The following is a 26,944-nucleotide window of genomic DNA, read 5'->3' on the forward strand; positions in this document are numbered from 1 at the left end:
CTGCGTGACGACCTCAGAACTCTCCCCGCGCACCGAGCTCACCGCTGACGTCCGCAACGGCATCGATTACAAGGTGGCAGATCTGTCGCAGGCCGAATTCGGCCGCAAAGAGATCCGCCTGGCCGAGCACGAGATGCCGGGCCTGATGGCGCTGCGCCGTGAATACCACGACGTGCAGCCGCTGAAGGGCGCCCGTATCTCCGGTTCCCTGCACATGACGGTGCAGACCGCTGTCCTGATCGAAACGCTTGTCGACCTCGGCGCGCAGGTTCGCTGGGCGTCGTGCAACATCTTCTCCACCCAGGACCACGCCGCCGCGGCGGTCGTCGTCGGGCCGCACGGCACCGTCGAGGAGCCCAAGGGCGTGCCGGTCTTCGCGTGGAAGGGCGAGACCCTCGAGGAGTACTGGTGGGCCGCCGAGCAGATGCTCACCTGGCCGGGCGAGCCCGCCAACATGATCCTCGACGACGGTGGTGACGCCACCATGCTCGTGCTGCGCGGCGCGCAGTTCGAGAAGGCCGGGGTCGTCCCGCCCGCCGACGAGGAGCACTCCGCCGAGTACACGGTGTTCCTGAACCTGCTGCGCGAGAGCCTCGAGCGCGACAAGACCAAGTGGAGCGTCATCGCCGACTCGGTCAAGGGCGTCACCGAGGAGACCACCACCGGCGTGCTGCGCCTGTACCAGTTCGCCGCCGCCGGCGAGCTGGTGTTCCCGGCGATCAACGTCAACGACTCGGTCACCAAGTCCAAGTTCGACAACAAGTACGGCACCCGCCACTCGCTCATCGACGGCATCAACCGTGGCACCGATGTGCTCATCGGTGGCAAGAAGGTGCTGATCTGCGGTTACGGCGACGTCGGCAAGGGCTGTGCGGAGTCCCTCGCCGGCCAGGGCGCACGCGTGCAGGTCACCGAGATCGACCCGATCAACGCCCTGCAGGCGCTGATGGACGGCTACGACGTGGTCACCGTGGAGCAGGCGATCGGCGACGCCGACATCGTCATCACCTCCACCGGCAACAAGGACATCATCACCCTCGACCATATGAAGGCGATGAAGGATCACTCGATCCTCGGCAACATCGGCCACTTCGACAACGAGATCGATATGGCCGCGCTGGAGCGTTCGGGCGCCACCCGGATCAACATCAAGCCGCAGGTCGACGAGTGGACCTTCGAGTCGGGCAAGTCGATCATCGTGCTGTCGGAGGGCCGCCTGCTCAACCTGGGCAACGCCACCGGGCACCCGTCGTTCGTGATGAGCAACAGCTTCTCCAACCAGGTCATCGCCCAGATCGAGCTGTGGACCAAGCCGGAGGAATACGACAACGAGGTCTACCGCCTGCCCAAACACCTCGACGAGAAGGTCGCCAAGATCCACGTCGAGGCCCTCGGCGGCACCCTGACCAAGCTCACCAAGGACCAGGCCGAGTACATCGGCGTGGACGTGGAAGGCCCGTACAAGCCCGACCACTACCGCTACTGAGTCGACACCCGGTGGCCCGTCGACCGTTCCGGTCGGCGGGCCACCGTCGGCCCGCGTGAGTTACGGACCGCACCAGAACGGTCAGCTCAGCAGCAAGCAGAGGGGGAGGGGTACGACGACTTCCAGCAGGAGGCAGCCTGCCAGTTCGGCCGAGCCGCGGGCGGCCGAACCCGCGGCGGCGGAGCCCGCGGATGCGGAGCCGGAGAGCAGGCCGGGGTGGTTGTGGTGACCGTGGCGAATCGGGTCGGCGGGGGCGGCCGACGCGGTACCCGCGCCGGCGAGGGCTAGCCCGAGGGCGGTGGCGGCGACAGCGGTGTGCAGGGCGATGCGTGAGCGCATGGTGACTCCTGGGTAGAACAGACTCTGAAATGAAAACACCTCACAATCTCGGAACGGGCCGGAATCGCCGGAGCGGCTCGTGTCGAAGGGCGTGGCGCGCGGCGCGGTAATCTCACGGCATGGGTGTGTTGATCGCGGTGGAAGGGCTCGACGGGGCGGGTAAACGCACGCTCATCGACGGACTCGTCGACGAACTGTCCGCGAAAGGACTTCGCGCGGGCAGACTCGCCTTTCCGCAATACGGCCGATCGATACACGCCGACCTCGCGGCCGAGGCATTGCGCGGGGCGCACGGCGACCTCGCCGGCTCGATCAACGCGATGGCGATCATGTTCGCCCTGGACCGCGCCGAGGCGAGCGCGGAGCTGTCGAACCTGTTGGACGCCAACGACATCGTGATCCTGGATCGCTGGGTCGCCTCCAACGCCGCCTATTCCGCGGCCCGCGCCGTGCAGGACGCCGACGGCGAAATCGTCGCCTGGGTGGGCGATCTGGAGTACGGCAGGCTGGGGCTCCCGGTGCCCGACCTCACCGTCCTCATCGACGTCGGCACCGAGGTGGCCGCCGAACGTGCCCGTCGCCGTGGCGAACTCGACACCGCACGCGCCCTCGACGCCTACGAGAAGGACAGCGGTCTACAGCAGCGCACCGGCGAGGTCTATCGTGAACTGGCCGACCGCGATTGGTTCGGCCGGTGGTGGACATACCGATCCGAACACGACCGGCCTGCCCTCCTCACTGTGTGCACGGAAATTCTTGCCGGATAAGGTTGGATAAGCGACGGGTTCACACCATTAATGGCGTGGCGGCCCGATCCTGGCCTGGAAGATGACAACATAGGATTATGAAGCCCAAGATTCTGGTCGTCGACGACGATATGGCACTCGCTGAGATGCTGACCATCGTCTTGCGCGGGGAAGGGTTCGACCCGCACGTGGTCGGCGACGGCACGCAGGCCCTGTCGGCGGTGCGGGAGATCCGCCCCGACCTGGTTTTGCTGGACCTGATGCTGCCCGGCATGAACGGCATCGACGTATGCCGCGTGCTGCGGGCCGATTCCGGCGTTCCGATCGTGATGCTCACCGCCAAGACCGACACCGTCGATGTGGTCCTCGGCCTCGAGTCCGGTGCCGACGATTACATCGTCAAGCCGTTCAAGCCCAAGGAACTCGTCGCCCGCGTGCGTGCGCGCCTGCGCCGCACCGAGGACGAACCGGCCGAGCTGCTCTCGATCGCCGACATCGTCATCGACGTGCCCGCGCACAAGGTGACCCGCGGTGGCACGCAGATCTCGCTCACCCCACTGGAGTTCGACCTGCTGGTGGCGCTCGCGCGCAAACCGCGTCAGGTGTTCACCCGTGAGGTGCTGCTCGAACAGGTGTGGGGTTACCGGCACGCCGCCGACACCCGCCTGGTGAACGTGCACGTGCAGCGGCTGCGCGCCAAGGTCGAGAAGGATCCGGAGAACCCGGAGATCGTGCTCACCGTGCGTGGCGTCGGATACAAGGCCGGACCGCCGTGATCGGTCGCTGTGAGGCGCCGCGGTGACCGACGGGCTCATCGCGCGGCTGCGGCGGTGGGCGACCCCGGTGCTCGACTGGTTCCAGACCATCGGCACCGCGCTGGGTCACCTGTGGCGTCGCTCGCTGCAATTGCGGGTCATCGTTTCCACGCTGACTCTCTCCCTCATCGTGATCACGATCCTCGGGGTCGTGCTGACCGGTCAGATCACCGACCGGCTCCTCGAAGCCAAGATCAACGCGGCGGTCGAGGAGATGGATCGTGCCCGCAGCACGATCGAGAACGAGCTGAACGGTGTCGAGGGCGCCAACAGCCGCCAGCAGCAACTGGCCGACGCCCGCAGTGCGCTGTCCAGCCGGGGCGGCACGGGACAATCCACGGGCGCTGCCGGTAGTTTCTACTCCGCGCTGGCCATGGTCGGTGGTACCCCGCCGCAGGAGATCACCACCGATCTCATCTCCGAGGTGCCACAGGAACTGCGCCGGTTCGTACAGCGCAGCCAGGTGTCCTACCAGTTCACCACCGTCGCCGACCCGGACGGCTACCGTGGCCGCGCGCTGATCATCGGCAGCCCGAGCGCCGAGATCGCGACTCTCGAGATCTATCTGATCTTCCCGCTGGCCAGCGAGGAGTCGAGCCTGTCGCTCATGCGCGGCACGATGCTCATCGGTGGCGTGGTGCTGCTCGTGTTGCTCGCCGCGATCACCGCGCTGGTCACCCGGCAGGTGGTGCTGCCGATCCGTTCGGCCGCGCGCATCGCCGGTCGCTTCGCCGACGGCAGGCTGAAGGAACGCATGCTGGTGCGCGGCGAGGACGACATGGCGCGGCTGGCGCAGGCGTTCAACGAGATGGCCGAGAGCCTGTCGAACCAGATCACCCAGCTCGAGGAATTCGGCAATCTGCAGCGCCGGTTCACCTCCGATGTCAGCCACGAGTTGCGCACCCCGCTCACCACGGTTCGCATGGCCGCCGACCTCATCCACGGTTCCAGCGACGACCTGGATCCGGCGCTCGCGCGCAGCTCGGAACTGCTCGTCAACGAACTCGACCGGTTCGAAGGCCTGCTCAACGACCTGCTGGAGATCTCGCGGCACGACGCCGGTGTGGCCGAACTGCAGGTGGAGTCCCTCGACGTGCGGATGTGCGCGCGGGCCGCGATCACCACCGTGCGGCACCTGGCCAAGGACGCCGGGGTCGAGCTGGTCGTCGACCTGCCGGAGGAGCCGGTGGTCGCCGAGGTCGATCCGCGCCGCGTGGAGCGGGTGCTGCGCAATCTGCTCGCCAACGCGATCGACCACTCCGAGGGCAAACCGGTTCTGATCCGGATGCGCGGCGACGCCGACTCGAATGCCGTGGCGACGGTCGTGCGCGATCAGGGTGTCGGTCTGCGACCGGGCGAGGAGAAGCTGGTGTTCAATCGGTTCTGGCGCTCGGACCCCTCGCGGGTGCGCCGCTCCGGCGGCACCGGTCTCGGCCTGTCGATCAGTGTCGAGGACGCCAACCTGCACGAGGGCCGACTGGAAGCCTGGGGCGATCCGGGCGTCGGCGCCAGCTTCCGGTTGCTGCTGCCGATGGTGCGCGGCCGCAAACTCGGCCCGAGCCCGCTGGCGCTGGAACCGATGCTGCGCAAGGTGCCCGCGTTACCCGAGGCCGATCCGGAACCCGAGGTACTCGACACCCGCCGCGACGACGCCGCCGACGACAACGAGGAAGCCGCAGCGACCGAGACCGGAGACCGAGAGTCATGAGCAACGCGGGTGGTGTTCGCAAGGGTGTGGGGCTGCTCGCCCTCGTCTGCCTGCTGGTCCTCACCGGGTGCGCGAGCCTGCCCGAATCGTCGGCGCCGCAGGCCCTCGGCACCATCGAGCGCGAGCCCACGTCGGCGGGTCCGCCGCCGCCGGAGCCCGGCCGCGATCCCGACCTGCTCGTCGGCGATTTCCTCGGTGCCAGCGCCGACCCGACCAACCGGCATGCCGCCGCCCGCCAGTACATGCGCGACGACACGGCGGGGGAGTGGAACGACGAGGCGAGCATCACCATCGTCGATCGGCCCGACACGCTGCGTGAATCCCGCACCGGCGACCGGGCGACGTACGTGGTGCGCGCGCGCAAGGTCGGCGAGCTGGGCCGCGACGGCGCCTACCGCGCCACCGACGGCATGCTCGAGAACAAGATCGAGCTGAGCAGGATCGACGGCGAGTGGCGCATCACCGACCTGCCCGACGGGGTCGTGATGGATTCCGCGTCGTTCGCGAGCACCTACCAGCGTTACGTCCTGTACTACTTCGACAGCTCCGCCCAGCTGCTCGTGCCCGACCCGCGCTGGATCTCGGTGCCGCGCGGTCAGCTCACCGAGCGGCTCGTCGGCCTGCTCAGCGGGGGCCCACAGCCCGCCATCGCCGGGGTGGTCCGCAACCTGCTCGCCCCGCCGACCGCGGTGCGCAGCCCGATCATCAAGGCGGAGAACGACCCCGGTGAGGTGGGTGTCGGGATCGGTGGGGTGCGTATCGATTTCGGCGGGATCGGGACGCTCGACCAGCGTGGTCGCGAACTGCTGGCCGCCCAGGTGGTGACGACGCTGTCGCGCGCCGACATCCTCGGCCCGTATGTGTTGCTCGCCGACGGCAAACCGCTCGACGAACGCTTCGCGAGCGGGTGGTCGGTCGCCGATGTCGACCAGTTCAGCGCGGCGGCGCCCGGCGGGAACAAGATCGGGCTGCACGCGCTGCGCAACGGCACCCTCGTCCAGGTGACACCGGACGGGATCGTCGCGCCCAGTGGGGCATTCGGGGAGGCGACGAACCTGCAGTCGGTCGGCATCTCGTCGGACGGCCAGTTCGTCGCCGCCGTGGCCGACACCGGAAGGCCCGCACCGGAACCCGGCCGCACCCTGCTGATCGGCAATTACGGCGCGGGCGCGTTCGGTGTGGTCGAGGCGGCGAGTATCGCCCGGCCGTCCTGGACCATGGACGGTGGCGCCGCGTGGACCGTCCTGGACGAGCAGCGCGTGGTGCGCGCGGTCACCGATCGCGCCACCGGCAATGTGTCGCTGCAGGACGTGGACACTTCCGCGCTGTTCGAGGGCACGGGTGCGCCGCGACTGCCGATCACCGAGGTGGTCGTCTCGCGGACCGGCGTGCGGGCCGCGCTGATCGCCGACGGCAAGGTGTATGTGGCGGTGATCGAACGCAGGCCGGACGGCAAGTACGCGCTCACCTCCCCGCTGCCGGTGGCGATCGGGTTGAGCACGCCCGCGGTGTCGCTGAGCTGGGTCACCGGCGACACCCTCATGGTCGCCCGGGAAGGCAATGTCGACCCGGTGTTCACCGTGTCCATCGACGGTTCCCAGTTCTCGCCGGTGACCTCGCAGAACCTGACTCCGCCGGTCCGGGTGGTCACGGCGACGCAGTCGACCCAGTACGTCGCCGATTCCCGCGCGGTGCTGCAACTGCAGACCGCCGACCCCACCCGAACCGACCGCTTCTGGCGCGAGGTACCCGGGCTCACCGGCGAAGGCGTGGTCCCGGTCCTGCCGACCTGAATCTGTCGGTACCCGCTGTCATGCTCACCGGCTATGAAGGCTCTGCTCGATCTCGTGCTGCCGGTCCGCTGCGGTGGGTGTGCGCTGGCAGGCACGCCCTGGTGTGGTGCGTGCGCGGCCGAGTTGGCGACGGGTCCGGTGCGGGTACGCCCACGAACCGACCCCGGCGTTCCGTGCTGGGCGCTTCGCCCCTATCGCGGTCCGGCCAAGCGCGCCGTGCTGGCGGCCAAGGAGCACGGCCGACGCGACCTGGCCGACCCGCTCGGCGCCGCACTCGCCGCGGCATTGGCACGGTTACGGTCCGCTGATCGCCCGCTGGTGCTGATTCCGGCGCCCACCCGGACGTCGGCAGCCCGCAGCCGCGGCGGCGATCCCGTAGCCCGTTCTGCGGCCTGCGCTGCCGGTTGGCTGATCGATTGCCGGACGGTCGGTCTGCTTCGTCTGCGGCCCGGTGTCCGCGACTCCGTCGGGCTCGGCTCGCGCGAGCGTGCGCACAATCTCGCGCACAAGATCATCGCCGTGACCCCGGCCACCGCGCGGGCGCGAATTCCGGCGAATGCCGAGGTAGTACTGGTCGACGACGTGTTGACCACCGGTACCACCGCCACCGAATCGATACGTGTTCTTAGCCGGATCGGCATACATCCGTGCGCTGTTTTGGTGACCTGTTCGGCTTGACTCAGCGAAATTTGCGTGAACAGTGGCGGACTCGTCCGTGGCGGACTAGCGTCGCGAACACACACCGAACCACAGCTTCTGGGAGGTGGCGCCGCGAACTCTGGTGTCGAGCGATTCCCGATCGGCACAGCTCAATCCCGCCGCACTCGCTCTGGTGTGCGGCCATATCCGGGAGGTACTCGCGTGACGACTTCTGCACGGGCATCAGTGCACGATGCTGACCCTTCGGCACTGGAGGACAGTGCCACCGACTCGACTCGGACGCCCCACTCGGAAGTGGTGGTCTCCGGTCGCAATGTCGAAGTACCCGACCACTATCGAATCTATGTCTCGGAGAAGCTCTCTCGGCTGGAGCGCTTCGATCCGTCGATCTTCCTCTTCGATGTGGAACTGTTCCACGAGCGCAACCGTCGTCAACGCAAGGCCTGCCAGCGCGTCGAGATCACCGCACGCGGGCGTGGCCCGATCGTGCGTGCCGAGGCGTGCGCCGACAGCTTCTACGCCGCGTTCGAGTCGGCTTCACAGAAGATCGAGAGCAGGCTGCGCAGGTCGAAGGACAAGCGCCGCGTGGTCCACTACGGAGACAAGACGCCCGTCTCGGTAGCCCAGGCCACCGCGTCCCTGGTCGACGACTCGCTGTTCGCCCAGGCCAACGGGCACGTAGCGCACGAGCACGACGAGGAGACCCAGGACGAGGGTCCCGGCCACATCGTGCGCACGAAGGACCATCCGGCTACGCCGATGACGGTCGACGACGCCCTGTACCAGATGGAACTGGTCGGGCACGACTTCTTCCTCTTCCACGACAAGGAAACCGACCGGCCGTCGGTGGTCTATCGCAGACACGCCTTCGACTACGGTCTCATCCGGCTGGTCTGACCCTTCCGGAACACCGGGCACCCGCAGGCGCGGGTGCCCGGATCGCGTTCAGCCGCCGAACTTTTCGTAATGCACGGCGTCGGTGAGCGCCCGCCGGGCCCGCCAGCCGAAGCGTTCGAGATCCGGCACTTCCTGGAACTCGTGTACCGGTCCGACGCACAGCCAGGCGATGGGCGTGATGCCCTCGGGCAGGCCGACCAGATCGCGCAGGAACCCGGGTTCGTAGAACGACACCCAGCCCACACCGACCTGTTCGGCGGTCGCCGCCAGCCACAGGTTCTGGATGGCGAGCACGGTCGAATACACACCGGTCTCCGGGACGCTGGCCCGGCCGAGTACCTGAGGTCCGCCGCGCCGGTCGTCGTGGGTGACCACGATCCCGGTGCCGCTCTCGACGATTCCCTCGATCTTGATCGGGTCGAAGGTCGCGGCCCGGTCGGCGGGCAGCGCGTCACGGAACTCGACGCGTTTGTCCGCCACGTGCTCGGCGAAGCGGCGCAAGGTCGCCGCTTCGCGGACCACGACGAAGTCCCAGGGCTGGGAATTGCCGACGCTCGGCGCCCGGTGGGCGGCGGACAGAATCCGCCACAACGTGTCGTCGTCGACGAGTTCGCCGGTGAATTCGGCGCGCACATCGCGACGCAGACGGATCGCGTCGTAGACGCTCAGTTGCTCAGCACACACCGGTGCAGTGTGGCATTGCGAGGTCAGGAAGACCTACGCGCCATCCTTCGTCCGGCGGCCAGCGCGGTGCGCAACCCGCGCCTGCGACCGGTCACCGGGTCGATCGTCGGCACGGCCTTGCCCTCGAACAGGCGCTCGGACTTGGTTTCCGGAGCGTCGTCGGCGGTGTGGCGCAGGTACTTGTTGGGCAGCGAAAGCTTGAGGATCGTGCGCCACGACTTGAAGTACTGCACCGGCAGGGACCCGGTGGTGTAGGGCAGGTCGTACTTGTCGGCCAGCTCGCGCACCCGCACCGCGATGGTGGCGTAGCGGTTGCTCGGCAGGTCGGGGAACAGGTGGTGTTCGATCTGGTGGCTGAGGTTGCCGGTCATGAAGTGCATGACCGGGCCGCCGCTGATGTTGGCGCTGCCGAGCATCTGGCGCAGGTACCACTCGCCCTTGGTCTCGTTCTCGATGTCGGCCTTGGTGAACTTCTCGGCGCCGTCGGGGAAGTGCCCGCAGAAGATCACCGCGTTGGTCCACACATTGCGCACCACATTGGCGGCGAAGTTGGCGGTGAGGGTGGAGAAGAACGACGGCCCGGTGAGCAGCGGGAAGATCACGTAGTCCTTGGCGGCCTGCTTACCGATCTTCTTGAGCACCAGCTTGCGGTCGGCGTCGAACTGCTTCCACTCCGGGGAATCCTTGTCCCACTTCTTCTTCGCCACCTTGCCCAGCTCGAGGTGCTGGATCGCGACGCCGTACTCGAACAGCGCCTGCAGCAGGAAGTTGTAGATCGGGTTACCCAGGTAGAACGGCATCCAGCGCTGGTCGCGGGTGACGCGCAGCAGGCCGTAGCCGATGTCGTCGTCCATGCCGAGGACGTTGGTGTACTTGTGGTGCAGGAAGTTGTGGGTGATCTTCCAGTGCGCCGACGGGCCCGCGTTGTCCCACTCCCAGGACGTGGAGTGGATCTCCGGATCGTTCATCCAGTCCCACTGCCCGTGCATGACGTTGTGCCCGATCTCCATGTTCTCGATGATCTTGGCAGTGCCGAGCAGGGCGACGCCGGCCAGCCAGGCCGGGGGCAGGAAGCTGGCGAACAGGACAGTGCGGCCGCTGATCTCCAGGGCTCGCTGTAACCGGATGACGTTGCGGATATACCGGGCGTCGGCTTCGCCTCGCGAAGATTCGATTTCGCGGCGGATCGCGTCGAACTCCGCACCGAGAGCTTCGACATCCGCGGCGGTGAGGTGCGCGTATTCCTTGACATCCGAGATCGCCATGGCGGTTACAGTACCGTAGGTTACGAGAGCGTAGGTTGGTGATTTCCGCGATGGATTGTGGGATGTGTCCTATTGCGCGATCGAGACACAGATGTTATCTGAGACCGCGCGCCCTCTTCCGGAGGGCAGCCTCTTCCTGCCGCGCCCGCTTCTTCAGCGCCACCTTGGCCTCGCGCAGTACTTCCTTCTCGTGCCGCGCCTTCGCTTCGAGGCTCACCTTCGCGTCGTGCAGCGCCGAACGCAGGCCGAGGCGCTTGCCGGTCTCCGGGTCCACGCGCAGCGCCTCCGGCAACGAGATGCCGTGGAACTTGCGCTCCGAGGACGTCTCGGGCGCGTCGTCGGCGGTGCGCTTGAGGAACCGGTCGGGCAGCGCGAGCTTGTGGATGGTGCGGAAGGCCAGCAGGTACTGCTTGCCGAGCGAACCGGTGGTGTAGGGGAGGTCGTACTTGTCGCAGAGCTGACGCACCTGCGCGGCGACCTCCGGGTACCGGTTGCTCGGCAGGTCGGGGAACAGGTGATGCTCGATCTGGTAGCAGAGGTTGCCGCTCATGAACGCCATGACCGGGCCCGCCTTGAAGTTGGCGCTACCGAGCATCTGACGCAGGTACCACTCGCCCTGGGTTTCCCCGTCGAGCTGTTCGATGGTGAATTTCTCGGCGCCGTCGGGGAAGTGCCCGCAGAAGATCACGGCGTAGGCCCACAGATTGCGCACCAGGTTGGCGGTGGCGTTGGCCTTGAGCGTCGACTTCCAGGCCGGACCGGTGAGCGCCGGGAACAGCACGAAGTCCTTCACCACCTGGCGGCCCGCCTTGCGGGCGAAGTCCTTGTTCGGCTCCGACATCAGCTGCTTGGTCGGTACGCCCGCGAGTTCCTTCTCGATCCCCAGGTCGTGCAGCGCGATGCCCCACTCGAAGGTGGCGGCCAGCAGCAGGTTCGCGGCGGGCTGCACGAGGTGCTTGGGTTCCCACGCCTCGTCACGGGTCATCCGCAGGATGCCGAAACCGAGGTCCTCGTCCTTGCCGAGCACGTTGGTGTAGGTGTGATGGGAGTAGTTGTGCGCGCGCCGCCACTGCGCCGACGGACCCGTCTGGTCCCACTCCCAGGAGGTGGAGTGGATTTCGGGATCGTTCATCCAATCCCACTGCCCGTGGCTGACGTTGTGCCCGAGCTCCATGTTCTCGATGATCTTGGCGACCGAAAGCAACGCGGTGCCACCGAGCCATGCCCAGCGGTTGCGGCTGCCGAACAGCACCGCGCGGCCCGCGACTTCGAGGGCGCGCTGGGCGGCGATGGTGCGGCGGATGTATTTGGCGTCGCGCTCACCGCGCGAGGTCTCGACAGATCGTCGGATCGAGTCGAGTTCTTTGCCCAGGGTCTCGATGTCGGCCGCCGTCAGATGGGCGAAGGCCTGGATATCGGTGATGGCCACCGGGGTCCTCTCTTGTTCGGTTGACGGCCTGCACGCTCGGTCCACACACGAGGGGCCCGGCGGTGACGCTACGGCGTCACTGCCGAGACCAGCCGCTGCCGATCAGTCATATGACCGGCGCATGATTCGAGGATACCCGTAACCGAAGCGTGACGGTGGGATCAGATGTCGAGTGTGCAGTCACCCGCCGCGGCGGAGATACAGGTCTGAACCTTGTCGCCCGGCTGGCGTTCGTCACCGTTGCGCAGATCGCGGGCGTGTCCGGCCGACAGCGTGACCACGCAGGTCTGGCAGATTCCCATCCGGCAGCCGAACGGCAGCTGCACGCCAACCGACTCGCCGGCCTCGAGCAGACTCGTCGCGCCGTCGACGGTCAGGGTGCGTCCGGTGGTGCCGAAGGTCACCGTGCCGCCCTCACCGACCGCGGACCGTTCCACCTCGAAACGCTCGACGTGCAGCTTCTCGGGGATGCCCGCCGCTTTCCAGTGCGCTTCGATGGCGTCGAGCATGGGCGCCGGCCCGCACGCCCACGTCTCGCGCTCGCGCCAGTCGGGGTAGAGCTCGTCGAGGCTCGACAGCGCGAACAGGCCCTGTTCGTCGGTGAGTTGCAGGTGCGAGACGAAGCTCGGGTGCTTGTCGTGCAGGGCGCGCAGTTCGGCGCCGAACATCACGTCGGCGTCGGTCGGCGCCGAGTGCACATGCACCACGTCGTGCACACCGTCGCGACGGTCCATGGTGCGCAGCATCGACATCACCGGGGTGATGCCACTACCCGCGGTGAGGAACAGCACCTTGTCGGGTACCGGCTGGGGCAGCACGAACCCGCCCTGCGGTGCGGCGAGCCGGACGATGGTGCCCGCGGCGACCCCGTTGACGAGGTGGCTGGACAGTTTGCCCTCGGGCATGGCCTTCACGGCGATGGAGATGAGCCGCTTGCCGCCCTCGCCGGTCCAGTCCGGCGGGCAGGTCAGCGAGTAGGAACGCCAGTTCCAGCGGCCGTCGATGAGGATGCCGATGCCGATGTACTGACCCGGCTGATACTTGAAGTCGAAACCCCAGCCCGGCTTGATGACCAGCGTCGCCGAGTCGGCGGTCTCCTTGCGCACGTCGACGATGCGCCCACGCAGTTCCCGCGCCGACCACAGCGGATTGGCCAGGTGCAAGTAGTCGTCGGGCAGCAGGGGTGTGGTCACCCGGGCGACCGCGCCGCGTAGCACGTTCAGCTTGCCGCCGCGATCGGCGACCTGCGCCGCCGGTGCCTCGAGCCATTCCCGGAACTTGTTCAGGACCATTGCTTCGCCGTTACTCCCTGTCGTGCATCCGAGCCACCCGCGGTGGCTCACTCGCAGCAAGGTTACGGCATCGTAGGTTTGGCGCCAGCCGAAGGACTGGGTGTTCTCGGCGCGCCTCCGTCGCTGGACTGACCGGAGGGTGCGACGAAGGAGTGCCCGGAGGGAGGGAAGCGACGGAGTTAAGCGCCGAGAACCGCGGCGCCAGCCGCCGATGTCACAGCAGGTCGAGGAGGAAGGGCAGTTCCTGGGTGGCGTACCAGGCCAGCTGGTGGTCTTCGGCGTCGCCGAGGACGAACTCGGCATCGGGGTCGCCCATGTCGGCGACGTCGATCACGTCGACGGCCTTGGCCACCTGGGGTTCGGCTTCGGCCAGGTCGACATGCACCGAGGCCACCTGGTCGTAGGTGATCGGCCCGGCCAGTTTCACCACCGCGTCGTCGAGGTCGGGGCGCAGTTTCGCCCCGGTGACGTCGGCGGCGATCACGCAGCGCCGGTAGGTCGGGCTGCCCGGGTTGGCGGCCTCGTCCGGCGCGGTGGTGTCGTCTTCGGCGTCGTCGAGTCCCTCGCGTTCGGCGGCGATCAGCCGCAGCGAGGCGCGCGCGGCCTCCGACATCGCCACCTCGGCGAGTTCGTCGTCGTCGCCCGCGGCGTAGGCCTCGCGCAGCGCGGGGGTCACCGCGAACGCGGTCGCGCCGAGCGGGAACAGTTCGCGCTCGTCGACCAGCTGCCGCAGCATCGGGATCGTCGCCGGGATGTAGACGCGCATCTTGGCGTTCTCAGAGACAGGCACCGAGCAACTCCTCCATCGATTCGTGCACCGACGCCGCGAGGACGTCGAGATCGGCCATGGCGTCGCGGTCGGCGTTGAGTCCGTAGAAGACCTGACCGTCGTACGAGGTGAGCCCGAAGCTCAGGGTCTGATTGCGCAGCAGCGGCGACACCGGATACATCTCCAGCATGCGCGCACCGCCGATGTACATCGCGTTCTGGGGCCCCGGCGCGTTGGTGATCACCAGGTTGAAGGTGTTGTCGGCGAAAGTACTGGCCGCGCGCACACTCATCGCGTGCAGGCTGGCCGGTGCGAAACCTGCCAGGTGCACGAGGGTGCGCGCCCGCACCCCTCGGCGCTGCCTGCCTGCGGCCTCGGTGGCGTGCGAGATGTGCGAGAGCCGCATCGTCGGATTGGGTTCGCCCACCGGCAGATCGATGAGGAACGAGGACACCTCGCTGGCCGGTGTCAGCTGGTTGTCGCCGTCGACGTACACCGACATCGGCACCACCGCACGCAGATTCGTCGATTCGACGAGTGCCTCGTTGCGTGAGAGCAGCCAATTGCGCAGGGCGCCGGTGACGACCGCGAGCACGGTGTCGTTGATCGAGCAGTCGAAATGCCTGCGGATCTTGCGGTAGTCCTCGAGGTCTGTGCGCACCACATCGAAGCGGCGGCTGCGCGAGGTGCGGGCGTTGAGCGGGCTGTCGGGTGCGCCCGAGGTCGCCGCGCGGACGGCATTGGCCGCGGCGTGCACCGCCATCCGGGCGCCGCGTACGACGCCGAACGCGTTCGAGCCCGCGTCGCGCACCGCCGAGTAGGCCTCGCGTGGTTGCGCGGCCAGTTGCGACAGCGCGCCGGCGAGCAGTTCCACATCGGTCGGTTCGCGTGGTGCGCGCCAGGCGTCGTCGGCCAGTTCGCGTGGCAGCGGGTTGTTGTCGAGGATCACGTGCCCGATCTCGAGGGCGGTGTCGCCGTCGACGAGCGCCGAATGCGATTTGGTGAACACCGCGCTTCGCCCGTCGGACAGCCCTTCGATCAGGTACATCTCCCACAGCGGTCTGCCCTGGTCCAGCGGCCGGGAGGCGAGCCGGGCGACCAGGTCGTAGAGCTGTTCGTCGGTGCCGGGGGCGGGCAGCGCGGAGCGGCGGATGTGATAGCTGATGTCGAAGCGGCTGTCCTCCACCCACACCGGACGCCCGAGCGCGAGCGGGATCTCGCGGACTTTGCGGCGGTAGCGGGGAACCAGCGGCAGCCGGGATTCGACCAGCTCGATTAGCTGTTCGTAGTCGAGGACCTGGCCGGAGCCGTCGCCGGAGGAGTTCTGGAGGATCGCGAGAGAGCCGATATGAATCGGATTACTGCTCGACTCGAGCCGGTAGAACGCCGCGTCCTGCGGCGTCAATCTCGTGATCACGCGCTCCGATGCTCCTTCCGTTGCACGCTTCGCGCGCCTTCGGAGGCGCAGATCGGGCACCGGCTACATCCTACGGCACAGTAGGTGAATCGTGATGCCGGGCAAGGCGCCTCACCGAATGCCGTGACCTGGGCGGATGTGAGCACCCGGTACACCGGGCACCGGTACGTGCGGCCGGGTACGGTGGTCTGCGGACTACCATTGCCCACAACACTGTGGCTCACTAGCCCGAACCCGACTCCGACCAGAGGACTGACGAGACCCGTGCCTGCGCTGACACTGACGAGGTTGCTACGGATTGGTGAAGGCCGCATGGTCAAGCGGCTGTCGAACCTCGCCGATGAGGTCATCGCGTACGGCGACGAGATCGAGGCGCTGACCGACGAGGAACTGCGCGCCAAGACCGACGAGTTCCGTGAGCGCTACGCCGCGGGCGAAACCCTCGACGACCTGCTGCTCGAAGCGTTCGCGGTGGCCCGCGAGGCCTCGTGGCGCGTGCTGAACCAGAAGCACTACAAGGTGCAGATCATGGGTGGCGCGTCGCTGCACCTGGGCAATATCTCGGAGATGAAGACCGGTGAGGGCAAGACCCTGACCTGTGTGCTGCCCGCCTACCTGAACGCCATCTCCGGCGACGGCGTGCACGTGGTCACGGTCAACGACTACCTCGCCAAGCGCGACGCCGAGTGGATGGGTCGTGTGCACCGCTTCCTCGGCTTCGAGGTCGGCGTGATCCTCGGCGGCATGACCCCGGCCGAGCGTCGCGTGGCCTACGCCGCCGACATCACCTACGGCACGAACAACGAGTTCGGCTTCGACTACCTGCGCGACAACATGACCCACTCGCTGGACGACCTGGTCCAGCGCGGGCACAACTTCGCCGTGGTCGACGAGGTCGACTCCATCCTCATCGATGAGGCCCGTACCCCGCTCATCATCTCGGGCCCGGCCGACGCCTCCTCCAAGTGGTACGCCGAGTTCGCGCGCATCGCGCCGCTGCTGAAGAAGGACGTCCACTACGAGGTGGACATCAAGAAGCGCACCATCGGCGTGCACGAGGCGGGCGTGGAGTTCGTCGAGGACCAGCTCGGTATCGACAACCTCTACGAGGCCGCGAACTCGCCGCTGGTGAGCTACCTGAACAACGCCATCAAGGCCAAGGAGCTCTACCAGCGCGACAAGGACTACATCGTGCGCGACGGTGAGGTCATCATCGTCGACGAGTTCACCGGCCGCATCCTGGTCGGGCGCCGCTACAACGAGGGCATGCACCAGGCGATCGAGGCCAAGGAGAAGGTCGAGATTCAGCCGGAGAACCAGACCCTGGCCACGATCACCCTCCAGAACTACTTCCGCCTCTACAACAAGCTGTCCGGTATGACCGGTACCGCCGAGACCGAGGCCGCCGAGTTGCACTCGATCTACGGCCTCGGTGTGGTGCCCATCCCGACGAACAAGCCGATGGTCCGCAAGGACCAGGCCGACCTGATCTACAAGTCGGAAGAGGCCAAGTTCAACGCCGTCGTCGACGACGTGGTGGAGCGGCACGAGAAGGGCCAGCCGGTCCTGATCGGCACCACCAGCGTGGAGCGCTCGGAGTACCTGTCCAAGCAGTTCACCAAACGCGGTGTGGCACACAGCGTTCTGAACGCGAAGTTCCACGAGCAGGAAGCCCAGATCATCGCCGAGGCCGGTCGACCCGGCGCGGTCACCGTGGCGACCAACATGGCCGGTCGTGGTACCGACATCGTGCTCGGCGGCAACGCCGACATCATCGCCGACATCCTGCTGCGCAAGCAGGGCCTCGACCCGGTCACCACCCCCGAGGAGTACGAGGCCGCCTGGCATTCGGCGCTCGAGCAGGTGAAGAAGCAGACCGAGGAAGACGCCGAGACGGTGCGCGAGGCCGGTGGCCTGTACGTGCTCGGCACCGAGCGGCACGAGTCGCGTCGTATCGACAACCAGTTGCGTGGTCGGTCCGGTCGTCAGGGCGACCCGGGCGAGTCGCGGTTCTACCTGTCGCTGGGTGACGAGCTGATGCGCCGCTTCAACGGCGCCGCGCTCGAGGCGATCATGAACCGCCTGAACCTGCCCGACGACGTGCCGATCGAGGCGAAGATGGTCTCTAAGGCCATCAAGAGCGCCCAGACCCAGGTCGAGCAGCAGAACTTCGAGATCCGCAAGAACGTTCTGAAGTACGACGAGGTGATGAACCAGCAGCGCACCGTCATCTACGGCGAGCGCAACCGGATCCTGCGTGGCGAGGACATGGAGGGTCAGGTCCAGAACATGATCACCGACGTGATCACCGCCTACGTCGACGGCGCGACCGCCGAGGGTTACGTCGAGGACTGGGATCTGGAGAAGCTGTGGACCGCGTTGAAGACGCTGTACCCGGTGAGCCTGGATTACAAGGAGCTGGCGGGCGAGACCGCCGCGGGCGAGGCGGGCGAACTCACCCGCGACGAACTGCGTGAGGCTCTGCTCGAAGACGCGCACAACGCCTACGAGAAGCGCGAACAGGAAATCGACGGCCTCGCGGGCGAGGGCGCCATGCGCAACCTGGAACGCCAGGTCCTGCTCTCGGTCCTGGACCGCAAGTGGCGTGAGCACCTCTACGAGATGGACTACCTCAAGGAGGGCATCGGCCTGCGCGCGATGGCCCAGCGCGACCCGCTGGTCGAGTACCAGCGCGAAGGCTTCGACATGTTCGCGGCCATGCTGGAAGGCTTGAAGGAGGAGTCGGTCGGCTTCCTGTTCAACCTGCAGGTCGAGGTCCAGCAGCCCCAGCCCGAAGGCGTCTCCATCGACAAGGGCCTGCGTTCCCCGGTCGGCGCCCCCCGCCCCCAGGACGCCGCTCCGCAGACCCAGGCCCCGCCTGCCCTGCGCGCCAAGGGAATCGACGAGTCCACCCCGCGCGGCCTGAACTACTCGGGTCCCGCCGAGGACGGCCGCGCCGAATCCCACTCCGACGCCCAGGAATACGGCGGCCGCCCCACCACCGGCACCCGCCGCGAACGCCGCGAGGCCGCCCGCACCGAAACCAAGGGCAAGCGTCGCCGCTGATCGGTTCTCTTGATCAACGAAGGCTCCCACGATCATTCGTGGGAGCCTTCGTTGTATGTGCTCGAACGCATCGGCCCCGAAACCGTTGTTCTCGCTGCGAGGTGAGAAAGGCAGTGCACTCTGTCAGGAGGGTGGGGCGGCGGTTGTCACCGTCGACGTCGTGGTGGTCGGCTTGCGCGTCGTGCTCGTCGGGACCGGTGCGGTTGTCGTGGTGGTCGTCTTCGAGGTGGTGGTCGGCACCGGTCCCACCGTCAGCGACCGGGCGCGGCCCTGCCATTCCTCGGGCAGATTCCCCTTGGTCGACACGGCGATGGTGTAGCTGTCGCCCTCGTGGCCTGCGGTGTCGAACAGGGTGACCGTCTTGCCGGTCCGATTGAACACCGAGACGGCGGCGGCATCGATGTGCTGGCCGCTCAGGTCGGGTGAGCCGATCTTGAACAGCGACATCTTGCCCGCGCCTTCGTGTCCGGTGAACACGCACACATACGAGGTGGGGCAGCGCTCGAAGCCGGTGCAGCCGCCGGTCTTGTTGCACCAGTCCTCGGTGACGCTGGTGAATGTCTTCGCAGTGACTGTCGTTGTCTCGCTGCCGTTTCCGCTTTCGAGCTCAACGGTGTGTTCTTCGTCGGGCGCCGCGCCGAGCCGGTCGATCACATACTCACAGGCCGCGCTCAGCGCGATCCCGGTGGCCGCCGTGACCAGTGCCGCCGTCACCGTCACCCCCGCGCGCAGTTTCAGCGCGATGACCTCGACGACCGGCACCACCATCTCGCACACGACATCCTGTGTCGTCTCGGTCGCCTTCTCGTGGTCACATGCCACCGCACCGAACCCGACAAGCACTGCGAGTATCACCGTGAACACTGTCCGCACGGCGTCAGAATGCAACTGGAAGCTGCTCTCCCGCAGCCGGTTCCGTCCGCAACGAATCCCGCGCTCGGGCGTGGTTTCGATTGCTCAGCACAACGAACTTCTCGGCTATGACGGCGGCGGGCGATGAACGCTCCGAGCGGGACTCGGCGTTGGACGGTCGAGGTTCTGTCCGCCATCGGCCGTTTCGTTCGCGCGGGCACCATCACCCCTGAGCAAGCCGCTCGAGGCCGGCGAACGCGCCGGGCATCATCTACGCGGTGCGTGTGCTGACGGCCGCGAATACTGCGCCGATCTAGTCGGGCGCTCAGCTGGCGCGGTGGATGGGGTGGACTCGGGAGAGGGCGCGTTTGGCTTCGGCCAGGGAGATCATGTGGTCTTCGTCGTCGATTTCGGCGACGGCGGCCTCGGCCCATTCGCGCAGTAGCGTCGATACTCCGACGCGCCGTTCGTCGGCCAGATCCTTGAGCCGGGAATGCAGGCCGAGTGGTAACCGAATCGAGGTGGTCACCATGATGTCCTCGTTGGCCGGCAGTCGGGGCGGCGCGTCGGCAGGCTCGTCGGAGAAACTCAGCCGGTCCATGAAATCGGCGAGTTCCTCTCGGCTGGACGGAAAGTCCTGATCGCTCATGATGGATTCCCACTTTCCCACTGCTCGAATTGCGCCAGCTCCTCGGCACGCATCGTCCGTGCGCCGATGATCACCCACGTCCAGTCGTCGCGCTGACGTGTCACCACGATCAACGGACGCCCGGCCGTGGTGCGCCCCCACACCGTCAAGACGGTCACCTGGCCGTCGAAGGCCGGGCGCGGCCACCGTCGTGACGCTGCGAGGACCTGCCGAACCTCGCTGGGTTCGATGCCGATCAGGTGAGCGATCGCCCAATCAGGCCACTCGAAACCCATAAGTCCATAATACGCACGTAGTAACGGACTGTGAAAGAGCTGTGTATCGAACCGGCCGCGGTTCGCTAGGCTCGCCGTGACCCGATTTCCGACGAAGAGGGAGGCTGCGACGGTGCGCAGGCAAGCGGTGGAGCGACCCTTGTCGGCGTCGGAGCGGTGGTTCTGGCTGGTGGATCAGTTGTCGCCCGCGAATTGTGTGGTGCGGATTCGGGTGCGGGGGCCGATCGGGGCGTATCGGCTGGAATTCGCGGCCGAAGCGCTGGTCGCAGAGTTTCCGTTGTTGCGGTCGGTGGTGGGGGAGGGGCCGTGTTTTGTCGCGTCGGCGGACCCACATCTGCCGGTGTTGCATCGCATCGTCGCCGGTCTCGATGACTGGCGTACCGTGTTCGACACTCAGCTGGCTACGCCGGTCGACTCGGCGACCGCGCCGGGTCGGATCGTCGATCTGGCCTTCCGGCCGGGGACCGACGACGAGCATCACGACCTGATCGTGGTGTTCTCGCATGTCTATCTCGACGGGCGTTCGATGGTCGCGCTCGTCTGGCGACTGCTCGCCTATGCCTTCGGAGCCGAACCCGTGGTCACCGCCCGCCCGGTGATTCCGGCGCCGGATGATCTCATCCCTCCCGCGCAGACCCGAATGTCGCGCTGCCTGTGGACGAATGTGTCCGCCCAGCTCACTGCCTTCGCCCGGCGCGCGGTAAGCCTGCCCGGCTGTCCGCCGCCGCTGCCGATACGCCGCACCCGCACGGTCGTGCGCACGCTCGCAGGGGCGAAGCTCACTGCTCTGCGAGCCCGCTGCCAACGCGAAAGTGTCACTGTCAACGCGCTGTTGGCAGCAGCGTTGGCCGAGGCGATCGGCGGCTATGCCCCGAAAGAAACCGGCACAGTGGGCATCGGCATCCCCGTCGACATCCGCACCCGCCTGAACCCAACTCCCGCCGAAGACGAACCAGGCATGTTCACCGCCGTAGTCCCCACCTTCGTCCCCTTCGGTGCCGATCTGCCCGACGCCGCGCGATCGGCAAAAGCGCAGCTGGACAGGGGAATCGCCCGCCACACCGATCTCCGCTCATTGGCGGCCATCCGCTACGGCTGCCCCCGCACCCTCGAATCCGGCAGGCGCACCATCGAACTCATCGACCGACGCGCCCCCTGGAACGTCACCCTCAGCAACCTCGGCCTGGTAACCGCACCGAAAACCCCTGAGCCCCTGCACATCACCGACGTCACGGTGGCGGGAACCAACTCCTGCGCCAGCGCCCTCACCGTAGGCGTCGCCACCTTCGACAACACCATGTCGATCACCTTCTGCTACGTCGACACCATGCTTCCCCAAACAACCATCGAAACCCTGGCCGACACCATGATCGCCATAGCCGGTTGCTCAGACCGGAATAACGTTGAGCAGAGGACCTAGGCCCTTGAAATCGTCCGGGTTCCGTGTGTATAGCGGCAGTGCATGTTGGACAGCGGTCGCGGCGATCTGCAGGTCTGCGACGCGACTGCGGGGTTTGCGGCCGAGCTGTTCGACCAGTACAGCCAATGATCCGTAAACATGCGCTGTCTCGGCGTCGAATACCAAGGGATCGAATGTTCGTACTACCCAGTGGAACTGGAGTTGTCGCTGTGCTCGATGCACCGGGTCCTTCGCCGCGTGGACTCCGGCCGCGAGTTCGGCGAGACTGACTGCGCTGATCGCGGCTTCGGCCTGACTGGGAAGCTCGGTGTGGATCTCGGCGTAATCGATGAGGACCGAAGTGTCCAGCAGGATATTGAGAGGTTCGGCAGCCTCACTCACGGCCGGGGACTTCCGGATCGATCATCGCATCGAGGTCGGCACGCCACTGTTCGTATCCGACAGCAGGCAAGGTCGCGCTGGTGCGCGCGAGTTCGGACACCGGCACGAATGTCCGGCGAACCAATGGCTCGAGTTTGGCCACCGGATTGCCGTTCCGCGTGATGATGAAGCTTTCTCCGGCTTCGACGGCGGCTAGAACTTTCCCGCTGTCGTTGCGTAGGTCGCGTTGCTGGATCTGCCTCATAAAGCCGAGTGTACTCTGCTGCTACGGCGTGTACAGAATGCTACGGATGCGGTTATGGCAGGAGAGCCCGCACCATTTCGCGCAGCGCGGTCCGATCGGGCTTGCTTGTCCGGCCTGTGACAGGGATGCGGTCGACGACCACGATGTCGTCCGGGAGGGCGGAAGTGTCGATGAGCTGCGGTAGCGCCGTGCGGAGACGGTCGACCACATCGCCCGCGCCGGGCTCGGTGACGATCGCGAGGACGATGCGTTCGTCGCCGATCTCGTCGGGTAGCCCGACCAGCACGGCCTCGCGCACCCCGTCGACGCCGGCGATCGCCGGTTCGTAGAGTCCGGGATAGATGTTGGTCTTGCCCCGGATCATCATGTCCTTCTTGCGTCCGGTGAGGACCAGCCGGGTGCCGTCGAAGCGGGCGAGGTCGCCGGTCGCGATCTCGGTCAGCGGTGGGGAACCGAGGTAGCCGCGGCACAGGTTGGGGCCGCTCAAGACGAGTTCGCCGTCGTCGGCGATGCGTGCCTGGACGCCCCGAACAGGCGTGCCGAGCAGGTCGCCGTCGTGGGCGAGCTTGTCCGCGCCGGTGGCGACAGCCACGGGCAGGATTTCGGTCATGCCGTAGACGGCGAGGAATTCGGTGTCCGGCAGCGACTTCTGTGCGCGCCGCAGCAGGGCCGCCGTCACCGGCGCACCGCCGAGCGCGACCTGACGCAGGTACTGCGGCACGGCGATCCGGCCCGCCTCCAGCGCGTCGAGGGCGACGGCGAGGTCGGCGGGTGTGTAGAAGGCGTGGGTGGCGCTGCGCAGGTTGCGGGTGAACCGCACCGGATCGATGTGGGTGCCGAAGCGGGGATACTTCGGCATGGCCCAGCGCGCACCCGACATCAGCGCGGGCAGGCCCATCATGAGCTGTTCGGTGTGCAGGAACGCACCGGGCGCGAGGCTGGTCTGCCCACCCATCGCTGCCAGCCCTGCGCTGAGCGAAGCACGCGTATGCACAACGGCTTTCGGCTCGTCGGTGGTGCCCGAGGTGAACACGATCAGTGCGTCCGATTCCGGATCACCCTGGGGCAGCGACGAATCCGGCGCATCACCGAAAACGCGGCGCAGCGGAAGAGATCGCATGGGCGTGCCGGGCAACCACACCCCGCTGTGCAGGTGCCGAACCTCGAGCTCGCTGAACCGGGGCAACGTCAGCCCCCGCTTGCGCCCGAATCCGGCCAGCGGCCCACTCACCGCATAGAGCAGCGATTCTGTTGCCGCCCAGCGTGGTTCGACGAGAGCGATGCGCTTGGCGAACAACTCCGGCCCCACGCCGGGATCCACGAACACGATGGTCCCGCCCGCGGCGATGGTGCCGAAGATCAAGCCGACCGAATTCACCGATGGCCGGATCGAGAACAGCATCCGATCACCCGGCCGTAACCCCGCGATCCGCAGATTGTGTGCCACCCGGCCGATCGTGTCGACCAGTTCTCGATAGGTGAGCGCCCGCTTCCCGACGGTTCCGAGCGCGGAGGCGTCCGGAATGCGGGTGGCGTGGGTGGCGAGACGGTCGAGGAAATCGGGAAACAACGAGCTCACCGGATGTCGACCACCTCGGGCCGGTACCGGTGATCGGCGTACCAGGCCAGCGTCTTGCGAATTCCCCACGCGCGCACCCGCCGGTTAGACCCGTATACCCGCACGTCACGGCGCAGCCCGTAATCGGTGGTGATGGTGCGCACCGCGTTCACGAGGGCACGGTCCTCATGCAGGTCCTCGATGGCGGTACGCGGGAATCCGCCTGCGGCCGAATAGAGTTCGGCGGTGATGGCCATATTGCACCCCGGTGTCATCACATACGGCCCGAGATATCTCGGGTCACGATTGCCCGAACGCACCTTTCCGAACAGCGACGCCACCTCGAGCGCGACCCGGATGATCGTGCGGTCCCGCCACGACACCCCCTCGTCGGTCCGGGGTATCAGCTGCCCGCTCACCAGGCGCAGACCGGAGTCGAACCCGGCGCGGATCCGCTGCGTCCAGTCCGGTGCGGGCAGGCAGTCGGCGTCGGTGCGGGCCAGCAGTTCCGCGCCCTGTGCGATGGCGTACCGCATACCGGTGTCGGCCGCCGCGCCGGTGCCCTTCTGCGCCTCGTCGATCACCTCGATCACCGGAACGGGGTTCGCCGCGGCGTATTTACGCACCACCTCGACGGTGCGATCGGTGGAATTGTTGTCGACGACGACCACCGTGAAATCGGTATCGCGTTGGGCGGCAAGAGCTTCCAGCGTCGCCTCGATCCCGCGTTCCTCGTCGAACGCGGGGATCACCACCCACAGCGGCTTTTTCACGGGCGCCGGTTGGTCATGGCTCGCCCAGGGTTTTCCACCAGGTGGCGCCGAGCAGCATCGTCATCAGAGCGGCGCGGCCGGCCGGGATACCGCGTTCGGCGGCCACCCGCCGCGCGGCCGGGATCTGCGCTGCATGCACGCCGACACTGAGCACCACATCGATCCAGAACGCCACCCGCAGCAGCTTGGCGCGGAACGGGCGGACCACACCGAGAATCAGGAACAACCACCCGAAAACCGGGATCGCCCGCAGTGCGAGCACCGCCTCGCGGCTCGGGGCACGCGGGGGTTCGGCCCGGTGACGGCCTGGTTGGGGCACACTCACCTGCCAGAAATCACCCTCCGTAGAGACCGCATGCAACGGACGACTGCTCACCGCACTCCCTGTCCTCGGTAGGTCACCGCCGCCGCCGTCGGCCCGCCGTCGGCGGCGACGAACAGCAGCGCACGATTGTCGTGTCCCGCCGCTCGCGCGGCGACGTAGGCACCGGTGAGGGCGGAGGTATGGGCATCACCGGCGAAGTCGTCGGTCACCACCGCCGCGACGCCCAGTTCGCGCGCCAGTTCGGAGGCGAATTCCGGCGTCGGCTTGCCGCACACCAGTACTGTATCGGCCGCGTCGAGACCGTCGGTGGTCAGTGCGTCGCGTGCGGCGATGACCGCGTGCTCGACGAGTTCGGCTGTGCCGGTGGCGAGTTCGACGGTCAGCGCGGAGCGTCCCTCGGCGCCCATCTCGGCGAGCGCGACATATCCCTGTGCGTCGGGCAGGGTGTCACCGGCGCTCACGTGGACGTCACCGAAACCGGCCACGTCGGCCCGGTTCTCGAGGACGAACGCCGCACCGACGGGCTGGAACGGGAAGTGCGCGTCCGCGCTCATCGACGGATGCGCGTCACCGGAGACGATCACCACGTGCCCGTTGGGCAGGTCGGCCAGCAGCGAGGCGGCCACGCCGATGGCGTTCACCGGCCCGCAGGCGCCGTTCATCAGGTCGAACGACAGGCACGGCACATCGCCGGGCCGGTACTCGAGGCCCACACCGGCGGCCTGCTGGATGAGCGCCGCAACCGCCGGTTCCACCAGGTTGGCGTCGCGGTACACCCCGACATTGATGAGCGCGTCGACCTGCTCGTGCGGACAGCCTGCCGCGTCGAGCGCGGCGCGGGCGGCCTCGGCCGCCTGACCCACCGAGCTGACGCCGCCGGTGCGTGTGATTGCCGCCGAAATGATAATTCCCATACTGTCCTATACCCGAAGATCGCCCAGTGTCACCGACAAAAATCCCGCGACCACCCCGGAGGCGGCGGGCACGAGCAATACTTTCGACCCCGGCGCGATCCGGCCGTCCCGCAGCGCGTCGTGCAGAACGACGAAATGCGAAGTCGAAGCGGTGTTTCCATACTTGTCGAGCACGGCGAGCTTGGGTGGCATCACCGAGTCGAACTCGCGCTCGGCGATCTTGTCGATCAATTCCACTGCCGGGCCGCTGAATTGGTGGTGGATCAGGTAGTCGTAGCCCTCGGCGGCGAAACTCGAGTCGCGCTCGGTGAGGAACCGCTGCTGACGCGAGGTCCACAGCAGGTACCGCGATTCGTTGTGCATCGCCCGGTTGTCGGTGTAGAGCGCAACGCCCGCGCTCCGGTCGCTCGGCATACCGAGACACAACTTGGCGTAGGCCGCGCTGGTATTGAGTTCCACATAGTCCAGGCCGGGCCCGTCGGTGGCCTCGAGCAGCACGGCCGCGCCCGCGTCGCCGACGGTGAGCGAAGCGAACTGCGGGTCGTACTTCTCGGAGATCTCACGGACGGCGGTGTCGGAAATCGGGGTGATGCACTCACCGGAGACCACCAGGCCGCGTTTCACCGCGCCGGAACGAATCATCCGGTCCAGCACCAGAACTCCGGTCAGCATGCCCGCGCAGGCATTGGAGACGTCGAAATGTATCGCGCGGGTGGCGCCGAGGGCGTTGCGCAGCATCAGCGCGAAAGACGGTTCGAGACAGAAGTCGGTGCCACGGGTGCGGGTGATCGAACACGAGATCACCACATCGAGGTCGGCGGCCTCGTAGCGTGAGTTGTCCAGTGCGGTGCGGGCCGCGGCCAGGGCGATGGTGAACGAGTCCTCGTCCTCACCGCGCACCCGGCGGGCCCTGACCCCGCTGACCTTCTCCAGATCCAGCGGCGCCTCGACGGCCAGTCCGCTCATCAGCTCCGTCGTGGTCAGCTCGCGGGACGGCAGGTACGCGCCGATCGCTTCGATTGTCGATCTCACCATGTGTGTCACTTCCAGCTATCGCGCGAAGGCCGGCTCCGCCATCGCGCGTCCCGCCGATCCTAGTCACAGACCTTCACTAATCGGGCCTGGTCAGCTAGATTCTGCCGGGGTGTGGAGTACTGCTCGTCGCCGTGAACTCACCCTACTAGCCG

General features: G+C 67.1%; 26 protein-coding genes. 9 read left to right on the forward strand and 17 right to left on the reverse strand.

Annotated features, from left to right (window positions below; translation table 11 throughout):
* Positions 1–4 precede the first annotated feature (4 nt).
* Entirely contained in the window at positions 5–1,486 is a 1,482-nt protein-coding gene (ahcY, locus tag LDL21_RS04330; protein WP_067491386.1) for an adenosylhomocysteinase, read from the forward strand.
* A gap of 81 nt (positions 1,487–1,567) precedes the next feature.
* On the opposite strand, the gene LDL21_RS04335 is transcribed toward ahcY, so the two are convergent.
* Entirely contained in the window at positions 1,568–1,825 is a 258-nt protein-coding gene (locus tag LDL21_RS04335; RefSeq protein ID WP_225278882.1) for a hypothetical protein, read from the reverse strand.
* Between the two features lie 119 nt (positions 1,826–1,944).
* On the opposite strand from LDL21_RS04335, the gene LDL21_RS04340 reads away from it, so the two are divergent.
* From LDL21_RS04340 to hpf, 6 genes are all read left to right on the forward strand, one after another.
* The gene (locus tag LDL21_RS04340; protein ID WP_225278883.1) at positions 1,945–2,592 is read left to right on the forward strand and encodes a dTMP kinase; all 648 of its coding nucleotides are present in this window, start codon (positions 1,945–1,947) and stop codon (positions 2,590–2,592) included.
* Positions 2,593–2,669: 77 nt separating this feature from the next.
* Complete coding sequence (mtrA, locus tag LDL21_RS04345; RefSeq protein ID WP_067491393.1) at positions 2,670–3,347, forward strand: MtrAB system response regulator MtrA; 678 nt, start codon at positions 2,670–2,672, stop codon at positions 3,345–3,347.
* Positions 3,348–3,369: 22 nt separating this feature from the next.
* A complete protein-coding gene (gene mtrB / locus LDL21_RS04350) occupies positions 3,370–5,094 on the forward strand; it encodes an MtrAB system histidine kinase MtrB (RefSeq protein WP_181700266.1) in 1,725 nt (574 codons plus the stop codon).
* Positions 5,091–6,887, forward strand: coding sequence for an MtrAB system accessory lipoprotein LpqB (lpqB, locus tag LDL21_RS04355; RefSeq protein WP_225278884.1), 1,797 nt, complete (start codon positions 5,091–5,093; stop codon positions 6,885–6,887). The genes mtrB and lpqB overlap by 4 nt, the downstream gene beginning before the upstream one ends.
* A gap of 33 nt (positions 6,888–6,920) precedes the next feature.
* Positions 6,921–7,565 (forward strand): ComF family protein, encoded by a 645-nt coding sequence (locus LDL21_RS04360; protein ID WP_181700271.1) that lies wholly within the window; start codon positions 6,921–6,923, stop codon positions 7,563–7,565.
* A gap of 183 nt (positions 7,566–7,748) precedes the next feature.
* Positions 7,749–8,444, forward strand: a complete 696-nt coding sequence (gene hpf, locus LDL21_RS04365) for a ribosome hibernation-promoting factor, HPF/YfiA family (protein ID WP_181700273.1) — start codon at positions 7,749–7,751, stop codon at positions 8,442–8,444.
* Between the two features lie 48 nt (positions 8,445–8,492).
* On the opposite strand, the gene bluB is transcribed toward hpf, so the two are convergent.
* From bluB to LDL21_RS04395, 6 genes are all read right to left on the reverse strand, one after another.
* A complete protein-coding gene (gene bluB, locus LDL21_RS04370) occupies positions 8,493–9,128 on the reverse strand; it encodes a 5,6-dimethylbenzimidazole synthase (RefSeq protein ID WP_181700276.1) in 636 nt (211 codons plus the stop codon).
* 23 nt (positions 9,129–9,151) lie between these two features.
* Positions 9,152–10,393 carry a fatty acid desaturase family protein gene (locus tag LDL21_RS04375; RefSeq protein WP_181700278.1) on the reverse strand — a complete coding sequence of 414 codons (1,242 nt, stop codon included), beginning with the start codon at positions 10,391–10,393 and terminating at the stop codon, positions 9,152–9,154.
* 94 nt (positions 10,394–10,487) lie between these two features.
* The gene (locus LDL21_RS04380) at positions 10,488–11,822 is read right to left on the reverse strand and encodes a fatty acid desaturase family protein (protein ID WP_181700280.1); all 1,335 of its coding nucleotides are present in this window, start codon (positions 11,820–11,822) and stop codon (positions 10,488–10,490) included.
* 161 nt (positions 11,823–11,983) lie between these two features.
* Positions 11,984–13,114: a ferredoxin reductase gene (locus LDL21_RS04385; RefSeq protein ID WP_225278885.1), complete on the reverse strand. Its 1,131-nt coding sequence runs from the start codon at positions 13,112–13,114 to the stop codon at positions 11,984–11,986.
* A 214-nt stretch (positions 13,115–13,328) separates the two neighbouring features.
* Positions 13,329–13,880: a DUF6912 family protein gene (locus LDL21_RS04390; protein WP_225279231.1), complete on the reverse strand. Its 552-nt coding sequence runs from the start codon at positions 13,878–13,880 to the stop codon at positions 13,329–13,331.
* Positions 13,881–13,890: 10 nt separating this feature from the next.
* Positions 13,891–15,300: a WS/DGAT/MGAT family O-acyltransferase gene (locus LDL21_RS04395; RefSeq protein ID WP_181700283.1), complete on the reverse strand. Its 1,410-nt coding sequence runs from the start codon at positions 15,298–15,300 to the stop codon at positions 13,891–13,893.
* 264 nt (positions 15,301–15,564) lie between these two features.
* Between LDL21_RS04395 and secA the strand changes: the two genes are divergently transcribed.
* Entirely contained in the window at positions 15,565–18,366 is a 2,802-nt protein-coding gene (secA, locus tag LDL21_RS04400) for a preprotein translocase subunit SecA (RefSeq protein ID WP_181700285.1), read from the forward strand.
* Positions 18,367–18,489: 123 nt separating this feature from the next.
* Here secA and LDL21_RS04405 read toward each other — a convergent pair whose 3' ends face one another.
* From LDL21_RS04405 to LDL21_RS04415, 3 genes are all read right to left on the reverse strand, one after another.
* Entirely contained in the window at positions 18,490–19,239 is a 750-nt protein-coding gene (locus tag LDL21_RS04405; RefSeq protein WP_225278886.1) for a peptidase inhibitor family I36 protein, read from the reverse strand.
* Between the two features lie 304 nt (positions 19,240–19,543).
* Positions 19,544–19,867: a hypothetical protein gene (locus LDL21_RS04410; RefSeq protein ID WP_067637425.1), complete on the reverse strand. Its 324-nt coding sequence runs from the start codon at positions 19,865–19,867 to the stop codon at positions 19,544–19,546.
* The gene (locus LDL21_RS04415) at positions 19,864–20,142 is read right to left on the reverse strand and encodes a hypothetical protein (protein ID WP_067491422.1); all 279 of its coding nucleotides are present in this window, start codon (positions 20,140–20,142) and stop codon (positions 19,864–19,866) included. Before LDL21_RS04415 ends, LDL21_RS04410 begins: the two co-directional genes overlap by 4 nt.
* Before the next feature lie 112 nt (positions 20,143–20,254).
* Between LDL21_RS04415 and LDL21_RS04420 the strand changes: the two genes are divergently transcribed.
* Positions 20,255–21,562 (forward strand): phthiocerol/phthiodiolone dimycocerosyl transferase family protein, encoded by a 1,308-nt coding sequence (locus LDL21_RS04420; RefSeq protein ID WP_225278887.1) that lies wholly within the window; start codon positions 20,255–20,257, stop codon positions 21,560–21,562.
* On the opposite strand, the gene LDL21_RS04425 is transcribed toward LDL21_RS04420, so the two are convergent.
* From LDL21_RS04425 to LDL21_RS04455, 7 genes are read right to left on the reverse strand one after another with little or no spacing between them, the layout of a single operon-like run.
* Positions 21,530–21,943, reverse strand: coding sequence for a type II toxin-antitoxin system VapC family toxin (locus LDL21_RS04425; protein ID WP_225278888.1), 414 nt, complete (start codon positions 21,941–21,943; stop codon positions 21,530–21,532). The genes LDL21_RS04420 and LDL21_RS04425 overlap by 33 nt on opposite strands.
* Positions 21,936–22,187 carry a type II toxin-antitoxin system Phd/YefM family antitoxin gene (locus LDL21_RS04430; protein ID WP_225278889.1) on the reverse strand — a complete coding sequence of 84 codons (252 nt, stop codon included), beginning with the start codon at positions 22,185–22,187 and terminating at the stop codon, positions 21,936–21,938. Before LDL21_RS04430 ends, LDL21_RS04425 begins: the two co-directional genes overlap by 8 nt.
* 52 nt (positions 22,188–22,239) lie before the next feature.
* The gene (locus tag LDL21_RS04435) at positions 22,240–23,766 is read right to left on the reverse strand and encodes a class I adenylate-forming enzyme family protein (RefSeq protein ID WP_225278890.1); all 1,527 of its coding nucleotides are present in this window, start codon (positions 23,764–23,766) and stop codon (positions 22,240–22,242) included.
* Entirely contained in the window at positions 23,763–24,518 is a 756-nt protein-coding gene (locus tag LDL21_RS04440) for a glycosyltransferase family 2 protein (RefSeq protein ID WP_225278891.1), read from the reverse strand. The genes LDL21_RS04435 and LDL21_RS04440 overlap by 4 nt, the downstream gene beginning before the upstream one ends.
* A 13-nt stretch (positions 24,519–24,531) precedes the next feature.
* Entirely contained in the window at positions 24,532–24,894 is a 363-nt protein-coding gene (locus LDL21_RS04445) for a hypothetical protein (RefSeq protein WP_225278892.1), read from the reverse strand.
* Complete coding sequence (locus LDL21_RS04450; RefSeq protein ID WP_225278893.1) at positions 24,891–25,757, reverse strand: beta-ketoacyl-[acyl-carrier-protein] synthase family protein; 867 nt, start codon at positions 25,755–25,757, stop codon at positions 24,891–24,893. The genes LDL21_RS04445 and LDL21_RS04450 overlap by 4 nt, the downstream gene beginning before the upstream one ends.
* Before the next feature lie 6 nt (positions 25,758–25,763).
* A complete protein-coding gene (locus LDL21_RS04455; RefSeq protein ID WP_225278894.1) occupies positions 25,764–26,792 on the reverse strand; it encodes a 3-oxoacyl-ACP synthase III family protein in 1,029 nt (342 codons plus the stop codon).
* Positions 26,793–26,944: the final 152 nt, after the last annotated feature.

It is taken from the genome of Nocardia rosealba (assembly GCF_020216065.1).
Taxonomy (GTDB): domain Bacteria; phylum Actinomycetota; class Actinomycetes; order Mycobacteriales; family Mycobacteriaceae; genus Nocardia; species Nocardia rosealba.